Annotated in this window: 14 protein-coding genes; 8 read left to right on the top strand and 6 right to left on the bottom strand. The window is 34.4% G+C overall.

The annotated features are described in order from the left end of the window. Window positions 1-224 precede the first annotated feature (224 nt). A complete protein-coding gene (locus tag GMB29_RS14890) occupies window positions 225-677 on the top strand; it encodes a MarR family winged helix-turn-helix transcriptional regulator (protein WP_136356652.1) in 453 nt (150 codons plus the stop codon). A gap of 39 nt (window positions 678-716) precedes the next feature. Here the strand turns inward: GMB29_RS14890 and motB are convergent, their stop codons facing one another. From motB to GMB29_RS14865, 5 genes are all read right to left on the bottom strand, one after another. Continuing rightward, complete coding sequence (gene motB / locus GMB29_RS14885; protein WP_136356651.1) at window positions 717-1,478, bottom strand: flagellar motor protein MotB; 762 nt, start codon at window positions 1,476-1,478, stop codon at window positions 717-719. Further along, window positions 1,471-2,271 (bottom strand): flagellar motor stator protein MotA, encoded by an 801-nt coding sequence (gene motA, locus GMB29_RS14880; protein ID WP_136356650.1) that lies wholly within the window; start codon window positions 2,269-2,271, stop codon window positions 1,471-1,473. The genes motB and motA overlap by 8 nt, the downstream gene beginning before the upstream one ends. A gap of 123 nt (window positions 2,272-2,394) precedes the next feature. Beyond that, window positions 2,395-2,661, bottom strand: coding sequence for a hypothetical protein (locus tag GMB29_RS14875; protein WP_136356648.1), 267 nt, complete (start codon window positions 2,659-2,661; stop codon window positions 2,395-2,397). 150 nt (window positions 2,662-2,811) lie between these two features. After that, complete coding sequence (locus GMB29_RS14870; protein WP_136356646.1) at window positions 2,812-3,834, bottom strand: potassium channel family protein; 1,023 nt, start codon at window positions 3,832-3,834, stop codon at window positions 2,812-2,814. A 121-nt stretch (window positions 3,835-3,955) separates the two neighbouring features. Further along, on the bottom strand, window positions 3,956-6,082 hold the full coding sequence (locus GMB29_RS14865; RefSeq protein ID WP_136356644.1) for an ATP-dependent Clp protease ATP-binding subunit: 2,127 nt from the start codon (window positions 6,080-6,082) through the stop codon (window positions 3,956-3,958). A 221-nt stretch (window positions 6,083-6,303) separates the two neighbouring features. Between GMB29_RS14865 and GMB29_RS14860 the strand changes: the two genes are divergently transcribed. The 4 genes from GMB29_RS14860 to GMB29_RS27465 all read left to right on the top strand — a co-directional run bounded on the left by GMB29_RS14860 (window position 6,304) and on the right by GMB29_RS27465 (window position 10,792). After that, complete coding sequence (locus tag GMB29_RS14860) at window positions 6,304-7,335, top strand: YkvI family membrane protein (protein WP_136356642.1); 1,032 nt, start codon at window positions 6,304-6,306, stop codon at window positions 7,333-7,335. 56 nt (window positions 7,336-7,391) lie between these two features. Next, on the top strand, window positions 7,392-7,955 hold the full coding sequence (locus GMB29_RS14855; RefSeq protein ID WP_136356640.1) for an HAD-IA family hydrolase: 564 nt from the start codon (window positions 7,392-7,394) through the stop codon (window positions 7,953-7,955). Window positions 7,956-8,267: 312 nt separating this feature from the next. After that, a complete protein-coding gene (locus tag GMB29_RS14850; RefSeq protein WP_136356638.1) occupies window positions 8,268-9,614 on the top strand; it encodes a hemolysin family protein in 1,347 nt (448 codons plus the stop codon). Window positions 9,615-10,666: 1,052 nt separating this feature from the next. Beyond that, window positions 10,667-10,792 carry a DUF6254 family protein gene (locus GMB29_RS27465; RefSeq protein WP_227551361.1) on the top strand — a complete coding sequence of 42 codons (126 nt, stop codon included), beginning with the start codon at window positions 10,667-10,669 and terminating at the stop codon, window positions 10,790-10,792. A 38-nt stretch (window positions 10,793-10,830) separates the two neighbouring features. Here the strand turns inward: GMB29_RS27465 and GMB29_RS14845 are convergent, their stop codons facing one another. Then, complete coding sequence (locus GMB29_RS14845) at window positions 10,831-11,289, bottom strand: CBO0543 family protein (RefSeq protein WP_155443906.1); 459 nt, start codon at window positions 11,287-11,289, stop codon at window positions 10,831-10,833. 582 nt (window positions 11,290-11,871) lie between these two features. On the opposite strand from GMB29_RS14845, the gene queC reads away from it, so the two are divergent. From queC to queE, 3 genes are read left to right on the top strand one after another with little or no spacing between them, the layout of a single operon-like run. Then, window positions 11,872-12,534, top strand: coding sequence for a 7-cyano-7-deazaguanine synthase QueC (queC, locus tag GMB29_RS14840; protein ID WP_136356636.1), 663 nt, complete (start codon window positions 11,872-11,874; stop codon window positions 12,532-12,534). Beyond that, entirely contained in the window at window positions 12,531-12,974 is a 444-nt protein-coding gene (gene queD / locus GMB29_RS14835; protein WP_136356634.1) for a 6-carboxytetrahydropterin synthase QueD, read from the top strand. The genes queC and queD overlap by 4 nt, the downstream gene beginning before the upstream one ends. Further along, complete coding sequence (queE, locus tag GMB29_RS14830; RefSeq protein WP_136356632.1) at window positions 12,971-13,699, top strand: 7-carboxy-7-deazaguanine synthase QueE; 729 nt, start codon at window positions 12,971-12,973, stop codon at window positions 13,697-13,699. The genes queD and queE overlap by 4 nt, the downstream gene beginning before the upstream one ends. Window positions 13,700-13,720: the final 21 nt, after the last annotated feature.

Raw genomic sequence — 13,720 nt, 5'->3', positions numbered from 1 at the left:
TTCGTAGGAGTGGGAAGACGTTCAACATCATTATATCGAAAAAATATATAATAGATAGGATGGCCTTGTCATATTTAGGTTATAACCTATGGAATTCAGCTGCATTATCTCATTAAAAACGTTAACTTTTTTTTTGGAAGATTGACATATTGTATAACATGTTCTATTATTAGTTTAATAAATTTAGTTTGAATTCGAGATAATCATTAAAGGATGAAGGTTATATGAATAAATCAAAGCAAACAGAAGAATCACTGAAGTTTTTTATCGTACTATCACGTGCACATCGCGCATTTAATGATGCAGTTAATAAACATATTTCTACGTTTAACTTAAATCCAACTGAGTTTGCTGTTTTAGAGCTGCTCTATCATAAAGGAGATCAACCCTTACAACAAATTGGCGGGAAGATCTTGCTTGCAAGCGGTAGTATAACGTATGTCGTAGACAAGCTTGAACAAAAAGGTTTACTTGCACGTAAAGCTTGTCCAACAGATCGAAGAGTGACGTTTGCACAAATAACGGAAAATGGCAAAAAGTTGATTGAAGAAATTTTCCCAACACATCAAGAACGGATCAACGAAATTGTTAGCGTTCTTACAGATGAAGAGAAAAACATGGTAACTGAAATGTTGAAAAAAGTTGGTTTCCATGCAAATGACTTTTTGAAATCCTAAATAAAAAGGATCAAAGCGATATGCTTTGATCCTTTTTATTTACTTTTGTTCATTTGGTAAGATTAACACTTCTACACGCCTGTTTTTTTGTTTTCCTTCACTAGTATCATTTGGAGCAACAGGGTTGAATTCTCCGAAGCCTTTTGCACTAAATGCTTTCGCATCTAATTTTTCGTTTTCAAGTAGTATTTTCATAAAATTCACGGCACGCATGACACTTAAATGCCAGTTTGAATCATACTCAGAGTTACTAATCGGTACATTATCTGTATGACCGCTAACAATAATGTTACGAGGCGGATTCATAACAAGAAGCTCTGACATTTCCTTAGCAAGATTTAGATCTTTGTTTCGTACAGTCGCACTTCCAGAGTCGAAGAAAATATTATCTAAAATGGTTATAAGTAAGCCTTCATCTGTAAGTGTTGTTTTTAATTTAGACTCAAGATTATTTTCTGATATATACGTATTAACTTTATCTTGTATTTTCTTTAAATTATTTTGCTCGATTTGCTTTTGTACTTTCTCTGCATCCTCTTCTGTTGTTTGATTCTTTTGGATATCCAGTTGTTCCTTTTCGCCATCTGGAGTAGGGCTTGGATAGTCTAGCACACCAGTTCCGCCGGTGAAAGTAGAGTTGAAAGATCTGGCAATTTGCTGAAACTTCTGAGCATCTACTGAGCTCATCGCAAATAAAGCAATGAAAAGTGCGAGAAGGAGTGTCAATATATCAGCATAGGGAACAAGCCACGATTCATCAAGATGTTCATCATGTTGTTTATGCTTCTTTTTTCTAGCCATTGACGCTCTCTCCTTCAGCAGTCATTGCATTTAATTTGTTTCTTTCATGAACAGGCAAATATGTTGCAAGCTTTTGCTCAATCGCTTTCGGAGCTTGTCCTTCTAAAACTGAAAGAACACCTTCAATCATAACTTCCTTTACTTTTACCTCTTGTCTAGATTTACGTTTTAATTTATTAGCAAACGGATGCCAAATAACATAACCCGTGAAGATCCCGTACATTGTCGCAATAAAAGCAGCTCCAATGGCTGCTGCTAATGCATTAGTATCTTCCATATGAGACAAAGCAGCAACTAAACCAACAACAGCCCCAAGTACACCAAGTGTTGGCGCATATGTTCCAGCTTGAGTGAAAATAGCTGCAGAGGCTAGGTGTCGTTCTTCCATTGCATCAATTTCTTCTGTCATGACATCACGAATAAATTCTGCATCTTGACCGTCAACAGCCATTAATAAACCGTTTTTCAAAAAAGGATCCTCAATTTCAACAAGCTTAGCTTCTAGAGCAAGTAAACCTTCTTTACGCGCAACTTGTGCCAATTCAGAGAAAAATGGTATTAACTCTTGAATCGTAGATATTTTTCTTTCTTTAAAGATGATTCCAAATAATTTTGGAACCTTTTTTAGCTCATTTGAGGGGAATGCAATTGTAACAGCTGCAATTGTACCCAAGATAATGATTAATAGTGCAGGTACGTTTGCTAAGGCAGACAGGGGTACACCTTTTAAAACCATCCCAACACCAACTGCAACAAGTGCAAGAATGATTCCCAATAATGACGTTTTATCCATCGTAAATCACCATATTTCCTATTATATTTCTTATCTATTATATCGGAGGATTATAAAAAATTTTAAGGGGTTCTTAAAGAAAATGTCGAATGATCCTAAAAGCTAAATGTTTTTTGTCACAATTTAGATAAGGATTGCGATACTCCAATAATAAAATGGAAGAAAGGGGACAGTAAGGTGACTAAAGAAAAAGAGCTTAGAATAGTAGTTTGTTTTAAAATCATCTGCATATATTGCGCAACATGCACCAAGAAGACTTGTACCGCAAATCAACACATCTCCGTAAAACGCACCAAAGAATTCTACATAAACAATAAATCCAAATGAAGAAACATTGATGATAAGCAAAAGAAAGGAGATCAATAATAGAAGCTTTGAAAATTTTTTCACAGTCAACACCTCATTGCATGTATATGAGAGATGAAGATAAACAATGACAGACAGAAAGACAGGCTATTGGCCTGTCTTTCATAATTGATATTTTTTGAGTCAAATCATTATTTTAGATAGATTAGTAAAGGGAGTTTTATAAAAACTAGATTAGGTCATAATTTCTTGATATGTCGTATAATTACAAATGATAAATAATGTGGCATTATCAGGAATAGAGTCATTGAGCTGTTGTATGATCGTTAGGTCATTTCCATTTGATATGAGAAGTGCACCTTTTGCTGTGAGAGCTTTGCTCGCGTCTGCATATGTATGCCATTCCGGTTTTCTTGCAATAGCATAAAGGTCAAATCCTGAATGACTTGTTAACTGTCTAATAATTTCACTTGAACCGTTAAAAAGTATTGATCTAGCGGCAAGATGTGCAGCAGTGTCATTAGCTGTAATGAATTCTTCAACATTGGCATGGACAAAGGCATCAATGTGCTTTGAATTTGCCACTTCACAAATTGTATAGATATGGTGATTGTGTTTTTTTCCTATCCCTTCAATTGTAGAAGCAATTAATAAAGTAAGCCCATCAGCTTGTGATGCTGTCATTAAACCATCTGGTGAAAAAACCATAACTGATTTGCTTTTGAGCAGGTTTGCTTGATGGAGGACATCAATATTTGCAGGATTTCCATTAACAAATTCAACTTGTTCTTGTATGACTGGTGTTTTTTCAAGTGTTTCATCAATGATAACAATCTGGATGTTTTGAAATGTTTTTAATAGTTCGTCTAATGTAATGGCTGCTTTTGTTGTCCAGTTTATTAATATAATGTGATTTTCTGTTGAAATCTTCAATTTTCCTGCCTCCTTTAATTTTTTTCGAATGCTAAGGAAGTCAAATACTTTCCCAATAAAAATCGTCATAAGTCCAATGCCAACTATATATAAGCACATTGCAAATATTTTTCCAGGAACAGTTTTAGGTGAAACATCTCCATAGCCAACTGTGGCAATAGTTGTCATTGTCCACCACAAACCTTCAAATGGAGTTATAAAAGTCTCAGGTTCTAAAAAATAAATAACATAACTACTTGAAAACACTAATGACAATGTAGCAAATATAAGAACCCAATTATTCATTTTTACAACTTTTAAAAAGAATCGTCGGAAAAAGATCATTTGTTTTACTCCTTTCTTCTCACGAACGAATGTTTAGAGAGAGTAAGAAAATGTTAACATATTAAATTGACAGAATAAAAAATGGTGAGAAGCGACTTTAAGTCGTTCTCACCATATTTATTCAAGCATCTACAACAATTTCATCATTTTTAACATCAACGAAAACTTTTGATACATTTCCTTCATCTAATAGGAGATCAGTTAGTTTATCTTCAACATGTTCTTGGATGACCCGACGAAGTGGTCTTGCACCAAAAGCAGGGTGGTATCCTAGTGCTGCAAGTTTTTCTTTTGCTTCGTTTGTTATAGTTAATACAATATCTTGTTCAGAGAGAGTTCTTGATAATTCCTCAACCATTAACGAGACAATTTTAATAAGATCATCTTTTTCAAGTGAAGAAAATTCAATGATATTATCGAAACGGTTTAAGAATTCTGGTTTAAAGAATGAACCTAAAGACTGTAATAAATTACTTTCTTCAACTGCTGTCTGAGCAGATGCTCCAAAACCGACAACTTTTTGTTTGGCTCCGACACCAGCATTACTTGTCATAATAATGACAGTGTCCTTAAAACTAACAGTGCGTCCTTGACTATCAGTTAGTCGACCATCCTCAAGGATTTGCAGAAACATATGCTGAACGTCTGGATGAGCCTTTTCAATTTCGTCTAATAAGATAATGCTATATGGATTTCGGCGGACTTTCTCAGTAAGCTGACCTGCTTCATCATGTCCAACATATCCTGGCGGTGAACCGATAATTTTAGAAACAGCATGCTTTTCCATATATTCACTCATGTCTAGACGGATCATTGCATCTTTTGAACCGAATAATTCCTCTGCTAAGGTTTTGGTTAATTCTGTTTTTCCCACACCTGTTGGTCCAACAAAAAGGAAGGAACCAATTGGTCTTGTTTTCGATTTTAAACCTGCGCGGCTGCGTCTAATTGCTTTTGAAACTTTCTTTACAGCTTCTGCTTGACCAATTACCTTATCAGATAGATTTTGTTCTAAATGCTTCATTTTTGATTGTTCATTTTCATGTAGCTTACCTACTGGGATGCCAGTTTTCTTCTCTATAATTGCTTGTATATCTTCCACATCAACGATCATATTATCTGTATTTTCATTCTGATCTAATTGAGCCTCAAGACGCGCTTCTTCATCTCTTAATTTAGCTGCTAATTCATAGTTTTCATTTTGAGTGGCTTCTTGCTTTTGTTTGCCAATCAGAAGAATGCGTTCTTTTAATTCTTCATCATTAACATTTGTCATTGTTAAATTCTTTTTAGAGCCAGCCTCATCAAGCAGGTCAATTGCCTTATCAGGTAAAAATCTATCCTGAATATAACGCTGTGAAAGTGTAACACATGCATTGACCGCTTCATCAGTATATGTGACATGATGGTAGCTTTCATACTTATTTTGAATTCCTTTTAGAATATTGATGGCCTTTTCTGTAGAAGGTTCTTGTACAATTACTGGCTGGAAGCGTCGTTCAAGTGCTGCGTCTTTTTCAATTGTTCGGTACTCTTTAAGTGTTGTTGCACCAACAACTTGCAGCTCACCACGTGCAAGAGCAGGTTTTAGTATGTTTCCAGCATCCATTGATCCTTCTGCAGAACCAGCGCCTACAAGCTGATGAATTTCATCGATAAATAAGATGACATTTTTACGTTGCTGAAGTTCCTGAATGATCTTTTTCATCCGTTCTTCAAATTGACCTCTAATTCCTGTGCTTGCAACGAGTGAGGCAACATCTAAAAGATATACTTCTTTATTAACGAGTTTAGCTGGGACAGTGCCATTTGCAATTTTAAGAGCAAGTCCTTCAACAACAGCCGTTTTACCAACGCCAGGCTCACCAATTAACACAGGGTTATTTTTATTGCGGCGATTTAATATTTCAATAATACGGTCAACCTCTTCATCACGGCCGATAACAGGATCAATTAAACCGGTACGTGCTGCTTGTGTTAGATTACGTCCAAGTTTATCAAGTATTCCACCATTGCCTTGCTGTGTTTGCAGTGATGAATTTTCTTGATGTCCAGCTTGGCTTGTATGAAATCCTTTCAAAAATTCATCAAATGGAAATGTTGGTATGCCATTTGAAAATCCAGAAGGGATTGTTTGTTTATATGCTGCGAAGCAGTCTTGACATAATGTTAATTGTTTTTGTTGTTTATTTAATTGAATGTTTACATGGATAGTAGCTTGTTTATGTTGACAATTTTCACACATCATATTCAAAACTCCTTTTCTGTGTAGAATCTTGTAGAATGATAGTTTGACCTTCTTTGACAATAGTATACTTTGACCTTTTTTGACTTTCAAGTATTTAGCTTCGAAATTTTTTTGTCTATTTTTTCCAATATACTTCAATACCACTTAGAAGAGTGAAGAATCATCTTTGAGATTCCTCATATAATGATACAAGCTATTGAAACTAGAGTGGGGTGTATAAGGTGATGAGATCATGGGCTTCTTCCTTTCAAGTTGCAGCTGTATATATTGGTACTGTTGTGGGAGCGGGTTTTGCAACAGGAAGAGAGATCGTTGAGTTTTTTATGAAATATGGAGTATTTGGTTTAGCTGGAATCATATTAGCAGGGTTTCTTTTTATATCAATAGGTACAAAAATGCTTATTTTATCAAAAAGAATAAATGCTACCTCCTATCAAGATTTAGTGAACTATTTATTTGGAAGAAAAATTGGGAGTTTTGTGAATATCTTGATGCTCATTATTCTATTTGGCTTAACATCTATTATGCTATCTGGTGCAGGCGCTATTTTTAAAGAACAGCTGGGTCTCTCTGTTAAACTAGGTGTTATTATCACCATTTTACTAACAATTGCTGTCATGTTTTTTGGTGTGAAAGGATTATTTAGCGTCAATATGATCGTTGTTCCAATGTTAATATTGTTTAGTTCAATCCTTGCCATACAGTCGTTTTCTGTAGAAGCATTTTATACGAAACCAGTGGATATGTCTTTTTCTTTCAAATGGATTTTATCCGCCATTTCCTATGCTGCCTTTAACTTAACAATGGCATCGGCTGTTCTCGTGCCATTAGCAAGTGAAATTAAGGATGAGAAAGTGTTAAGAAGGGGTGGTATGCTTGGCGGTTTTTTATTAACAATCATTTTAATAAGCAGTTATATCGCCCTTTCCACGCTGCCAAATGTGATGGAATTTGATATTCCGATGGCAGAGGTCATGAAAACGACATTTTTTGCCTTCTACTTTATTTATATAGCTGTGATTTTTGGTGAAATCTTTACATCTGTAATAGGGAATTTATATGGACTTGAAAAACAACTGCTTACATACATTCAATTGCCTCGTATGATCGTTGTCTGCACAATTTTATGTATCTCTGCATTTATAAGTAAAATTGGCTATAGTTCATTAATTTCTTCGTTGTATCCTTTGTTTGGTTATATATGTTTGGGGATGTTAGTGTTGTTAATTGTTAAAAAAGTTCCGAGTAAATAAAAGTAGTATGATAAAATAGTGTAATATCTGATCGCGTGATTGAAAGGAAGAGATTTTTGAACATTTTATGGGATTTTGATGGAACATTATTTGATACATACAAGGTCTTCACCGATGTTATGCATGAGGTATTAGGTGAAGATATTCATAAGGATGATATTTTCAAGGAGCTTAAAATATCATTTTCACATGCTACAACATTTTTTGAGTTAACAAATAAGCAAATACTTGAATTTAAAGAAAAGGAAAAAACAGTGTCTCCAGAGCTGAAACAGCCTTTTCCATATGTTGAAGATGTCCTGAAGAAAGCCAAACTCAATGTTATCATGACACATAAGCCAAGAGTAGAAGTACAAACTATTCTTGATTTTTATAACTGGAACCATTACTTTGTAGAGATCGTCGCGGGTGATGATGGGTTCAAAAGAAAACCAGATTCAGCTTCTTATGAATACCTGCATAATAAATATGATTTGGACATTGCTATAGGTGACAGGGTTTTAGACATCATTCCTGCTAAAAAAATAGGTTTGCATACTTGTTTATTTCAAAACGAGGCAAAAGGGGCAGATTTCTATTTACATACATACAAAGATTTTTTCGATAAAGTGAGAATATAGCAGGAAAAAACCATTTAAGCTCATAATCCGTTGTTTTTTCGTTAAAAAAGGTATTTTAATACGGTTTACAACATATTTATTTAGGAAATTAGCAAAGTGTAACGTTTGACTGTTTTGATTCTTTCGTATTATGATTATTCTAATAAAAACTGTGGGGTGATAAGATGGGGCAGTGATGAAATTTCATAGACGACTAGCATCCATTATTTTACTCCAAGCGGGTGCGGCAAAATAAGAGACTAATAGTTTAATTAATTTTTAACTCTCAGGAGGTGACTCCTTTTCCGTTTTTAACGGAGTAAGGAAGCTTATTTGGACATAGTGAATTTGTTGCTTGTTGCAATTTTGATCGCTCTTACGGGTTTTTTCGTTGCTTCAGAATTTGCGATTATTAGAATTCGAAGCTCTCGTATTGACCAATTAATTGCAGAAGGAAACAAAAAGGCAAGTATTGTTAAAAATGTTATCGATCATCTCGATGAATATTTATCAGCTTGTCAATTAGGAATTACCATTACAGCATTAGGGTTAGGGTGGCTTGGTGAACCGACGATTGAACATATGCTTTCACCATTATTTGAATCTTATGCGATACCCAGCTCTGTTGCAACAGTATTGTCTTTTGTCATTGCCTTTACAACCATAACGTTTTTACACGTTGTAGTAGGGGAAATGGCACCGAAAACAGTGGCTATTCAGAAAGCAGAACAAATAAGTTTTTGGATTGCACGACCATTAACTGTGTTTTACCGTATCATGTACCCATTTATTTGGATTCTAAACGGCTCTGCACGTTTTATTACAGGGTTGTTTGGATTTAAACCTGTTTCAGAGCATGAAATGGCTCACAGTGAAGAGGAACTTAGAATCATTGTTTCTGAAAGCTATAAAAGCGGTGAAATAAACCAATCTGAATTTAAGTATGTGAATAAAATCTTTGAATTTGATAATCGAATTGCAAAAGAAATAATGGTACCTCGTACAGAAATGACTTCATTATCCATTGATTCGTCTATTAAGGAGCAATTAGAGATTATTAAAGATGAAAAATATACTCGTTATCCAATTGTAGATGGGGATAAGGACCATATTATTGGTATGGTTAATATTAAAGAAATTTTCACAGACCTTATTCAGGTTGAACAACAACATTCGTTTTCAATTGATAAATATATCAGACCGATCATTCAAGTAATTGAATCGATTCCGATCCATGATTTGCTTGTAAGAATGCAAAAAGAAAGAATTCATATGGCTATTTTGGTTGACGAATATGGTGGTACTGCAGGTCTGGTCACAGTTGAGGATATTATTGAAGAAATAGTCGGAGAAATTCGTGATGAATTTGATACAGATGAAGTACCATTGATTCAAAAAATCAATGATTCCAAGTATATTATCGACGCAAAAGTCCTTGTTAGTGAAGTAAATGAATTATTAGGTTTAAATATTGATGATTCTGATGTTGATACAATTGGAGGTTGGATATTAACAGAACATTACGATATCCAAAAAGGTGACTTTGTTGAATATGGGTCACATTCCTTTAAAGTAAATGACATGGAAAATCATCATATTCGCTACCTGGAAATCACGAAAATACAGCAAGAAGTATTATCTAATCCAACTATACTTGAAAAGAAAATTGCTACATCCTAAAGAACTTACTTCTGTAAGTTCTTTTTTGCATAAAAGGTTTAGTACTACTTTGATAACTTTTTCCGCTTGCCAATCATGGTAATGGTATATTTTAAAATAATTCAACTATAAAGAATGTTGAGTCATACAAATTTTCTTACATAAGGGGTGTATTTGCCTGAGTGAGTACTTAATCATGAACCAATTTGAATATACTCGTCAGGTTACTTTGCAACATACAAACTAGATTTGCGAAGTAATAGCTGATATTGTGCCAAAGGGTCTGAAAAAAACTATCGTTGGCAATCAGCTCATATTAATGCTTCTGTTGAAGGACTTCTCTTTCATTTTACGAATGAACAAGTCAATCTTCCAGAAGGTTATAATGAGTTCATTTCAACTGGAACAAATCCGGGTGATTGGCAAAGTCAACCGACAAAGGTGGATGAGATCGTACCATTTGCTAGCAGAACAATGAAACATTTAATGGCCGACTGGATGAGAAAATTTCAAGTCCACTTCAATTAGGCCCATTGCAATTAGAAACCATCGGAGAAATATTGTCCTTTATATCTCTTAACGAAAAATGAATACATTGGCCGTATAAAAAGTCTAAATGAATAAAAAAAGCGTAATCATCATAATCAACAGTTGTTAGGTAAGTCATCCATTTGCGTTTGGACGTTCTTTATTTATCCTGCTAACTATTTGAAGATATTTCCAATTATTATGAAACTTTCATTGGTGCTGTAAAACGTACTATAGTCGTGTGAAAAGGAGGGTTATTAATGAATAATGTTAAAGGGATATACGGTTTCTTCTTAGTTGCATTAGGAATTATCTTTTTATTACAATCTCAAGGACTTTTATTCTTTCAGGGTTAGGATTAGTATTTCTTGTCCAAGCTGTCCTTTCAATAAATATCTTATCTTTTTGGCCGGCAATCTTGATTGTTGTTGGATTATTCCTTATTTTTAGTAGAAGCAGCAACTCGTCGAAGAATCTTTAAGAATGAATTTTTCACATCAGGAGAAAATAAAAAGGAATCTTCTAGATAAAGGAGTTTTTAATGTATGACACAATCAAAATCACAACAAGAACGTCAATGGGCTGTGCGAAAACAATCGCAAAATCCACATGGCAAGGTTAAATCATTTGATCAGTTAGCTGGTGAAGCAGGAAAAAAAGAAGATAAATAAAATATAATTTGAACAGGTGCTCATAGGCGCCTGTTTTTTTATTGGGATTGGATTTTATTTAATTTCCTAATAAAATGTAAATTTAGCACGAGTATTGTATAAATAACTGGATAACAGAGGGCTGAATACCATAGTTTCCAACCATTATAATAAAATACTTCTGTGTGTAAGGATAAGTATTCACAACATAAAGTAATAATCGTGCAAAGCAAAATGTATGTTATTTGTTTTATAATGTTCTTTTTATATGGAAAAAAATTCAAAATAAGGATGTTTGCTGCAGGATAAATAACAATAAATATGACGATGTATTCCCAATTAATACCTTTATCAAAAAAACCATATAAGTCAAATTTTAAGTCTAAATATATATCTGCAAGAGATGCTAAAAATGTAGCAAAAAAAGAAGTAGTATACATTTCCATGCTCGATATACGCTTAGGAATATAAATAACAGCTAAAATTGATCCTATTGTGACTAGAACTAATACCGTCATATATAATGATTCCTTTATCAATTTTTTGTTTGTCTCTTTTCTAAGAGATTGTTGTTTTTAAACGACAACTATTTAAAGTTGATTGGTGCAGCGGGACAGGTGTGAGACCAACAAGCGTTTATGACGAGGAGGCTCACCGCCCTCTCCGCTAAAAAGCGAGCATCCTCTCGCTGCAATCAACAACACTACTTGAAAATAACAAGAATGTTTGCGAAAAAAGCCTTTTGTTTTAATTTTAAGCATCTTCTGTAGCATCATATAACCATTTCATTGCAAAAAAAAAATATTCGTGATATAGTTTCTTAGTTGAACTGATAGATAAATCCGATCAAGTAACAGGTGAGGATCGGGAGAGGTTATAGCGAAACCCTCTATAAAAAACTACCATATCATGAGTTAGTTTTTTATATTGCAGGAACGCTACACACCTCGAACATTCGAAGGTGTTTTTTTTATGAAATCATCACTTATTTTATAAAAAATGGAAAAGAAGACGAATACCATTAGGATAGTATATCTTTAAAATAATGTGTAATGAGGAAATGTAATATACATGGAATTAATAGGAAGGGAACGTAATAGATGAAAAATGAAAAAGCTGTCGTTGTTTTCAGCGGTGGACAAGATAGTACAACATGTTTATTTTGGGCTTTAAAACAATTTAAAGAAGTTATTGCAGTTACATTTAATTATAATCAGCGACATAGCTTGGAAATAGACGTAGCAAAATCAATCACAAATGAGCTTGGTGTGGAGCATCATGTTCTTGATATGTCCTTATTAAATCAGCTTGCACCTAATGCATTGACTAGAGAAGAAATTGCAATTGAACAAAAGGATGGCGAACTTCCTTCTACATTTGTTCCGGGAAGGAATCTTCTGTTTTTATCGTTTGCGACAATTTTAGCGAACCAAATTGGAGCTAGACATATTGTGACAGGTGTTTGTGAAACAGATTTTAGTGGATATCCTGATTGTCGGGATGCCTTTGTGAAATCTTGCAATGTCACGTTAAATTTAGCACTTGATAAACCTTTTGTTATTCATACACCGTTAATGTGGATTAATAAAGCAGAAACCTGGAAACTGGCTGATGATCTTGGTGTGCTTGATTATATCCGCGAGAAAACCTTAACATGTTATAACGGAATTATTGCAGAAGGCTGTGGAGAATGTCCGGCATGTGAGCTGCGAAAAAGAGGTCTTGATGATTATTTACTAGAAAAAGGTGCGACTGCCCAATGATTCAACAAATATATCCTCAAGTACAACATTCATACCAATTTGAATTAAATAAGGACATGCATATTTCTGCTGCACATTATATCCCACATGATGATGCGGGAAAATGTCAAAATGTTCATGGTCACACGTATTTTGTCAATCTTACAATTGCAGGTGACGACTTAGATGATTCTGGTTTTTTAGTTAACTTTGCTAGTTTAAAAAAGCTAGTCCATAAGCGATTTGATCATACGATACTCAACGATCATAGCGAACTTTTTTCGAATCAAGATCCTGATTATTTTCCAACAACTGAAGGGATTGCACGAGTCATTTGGGAAGTGGTGCAAAAGGAGCTTGATACAAAAGCAAATAAACCGAAATGTGTTCAAGTTTTTGTTAGGGAAACGCCAACAAGTTATGTCGTGTTCCGACCTAAACAAAAGGGGAGACAAGAGTGAAAAAAGTACCAGTTTTAGAAATCTTCGGACCAACGATTCAAGGTGAAGGCATGGTAATCGGTCAAAAAACCATGTTTGTTCGTACTGCAGGCTGTGATTATTCTTGCAGCTGGTGTGATTCTGCTTTCACATGGGATGGTTCAGCAAAAAATGATATTAACCAAATGACAGCAGAAGAAATTTGGTCAGAGCTTATCAAAATAGGTGGTGACCGTTTTTCACATGTCACCATTTCTGGTGGTAATCCGGCACTATTAACAAATTTAAGCGAGTTAGTTGACTTATTGAAAGAAAACGGGAAAAAAATTGCTATTGAAACACAAGGTAGTAAATTTCAAGAATGGTTGAAAGATATCGATCATTTAACGATATCACCAAAGCCGCCCAGCTCAGGTATGAATACAGATTTTTCAAAGTTAGATCATATCATTGAATCATTACGACCGTATAGTGATCATCAGTCAATTAGTTTAAAAGTGGTCATCTTCGATTCAAATGATCTTCAATATGCAAAAGAAGTACATGGAAGATATCCTAAAATACCATTCTATCTTCAAGTTGGGAATGCAGATATAAATGAGGCAGAAACAAATAAACTTGTAAAGATATTACTTGAAAAATATGAGTGGCTAATTGAACAAGTAATAGGAGATAAAGACTTAAACAATGTCCGCGTCTTACCCCAGCTTCATACATTAGTGTGGGGAAATAAGCGTGGAGTATAATGATTGAAAAGAGGGAAAAAG

The organism is Metabacillus sediminilitoris, assembly GCF_009720625.1.
Taxonomy (GTDB): Bacteria; Bacillota; Bacilli; order Bacillales; family Bacillaceae; genus Metabacillus; species Metabacillus sediminilitoris.
Note: the sequence above shows the minus strand (reverse complement) of the source record. Positions and strands in the feature narration are given on the sequence as shown.

Excerpts from the sequence above, each read along its gene's own strand:
- GMB29_RS14890 (WP_136356652.1), top strand. The coding sequence starts at position 225 with ATGAATAAATCAAAGCAAACAGAAGAATCACTGAAGTTTTTTATCGTA.
- motB (WP_136356651.1), bottom strand. The coding sequence starts at position 1,478 with ATGGCTAGAAAAAAGAAGCATAAACAACATGATGAACATCTTGATGAA.
- motA (WP_136356650.1), bottom strand. The coding sequence starts at position 2,271 with ATGGATAAAACGTCATTATTGGGAATCATTCTTGCACTTGTTGCAGTT.
- GMB29_RS14870 (WP_136356646.1), bottom strand. The coding sequence starts at position 3,834 with ATGATCTTTTTCCGACGATTCTTTTTAAAAGTTGTAAAAATGAATAAT.
- GMB29_RS14865 (WP_136356644.1), bottom strand. The coding sequence starts at position 6,082 with ATGATGTGTGAAAATTGTCAACATAAACAAGCTACTATCCATGTAAAC.
- GMB29_RS27465 (WP_227551361.1), top strand. The coding sequence starts at position 10,667 with ATGACACAATCAAAATCACAACAAGAACGTCAATGGGCTGTGCGAAAA.
- GMB29_RS14845 (WP_155443906.1), bottom strand. The coding sequence starts at position 11,289 with ATGACGGTATTAGTTCTAGTCACAATAGGATCAATTTTAGCTGTTATT.
- queC (WP_136356636.1), top strand. The coding sequence starts at position 11,872 with ATGAAAAATGAAAAAGCTGTCGTTGTTTTCAGCGGTGGACAAGATAGT.
- queD (WP_136356634.1), top strand. The coding sequence starts at position 12,531 with ATGATTCAACAAATATATCCTCAAGTACAACATTCATACCAATTTGAA.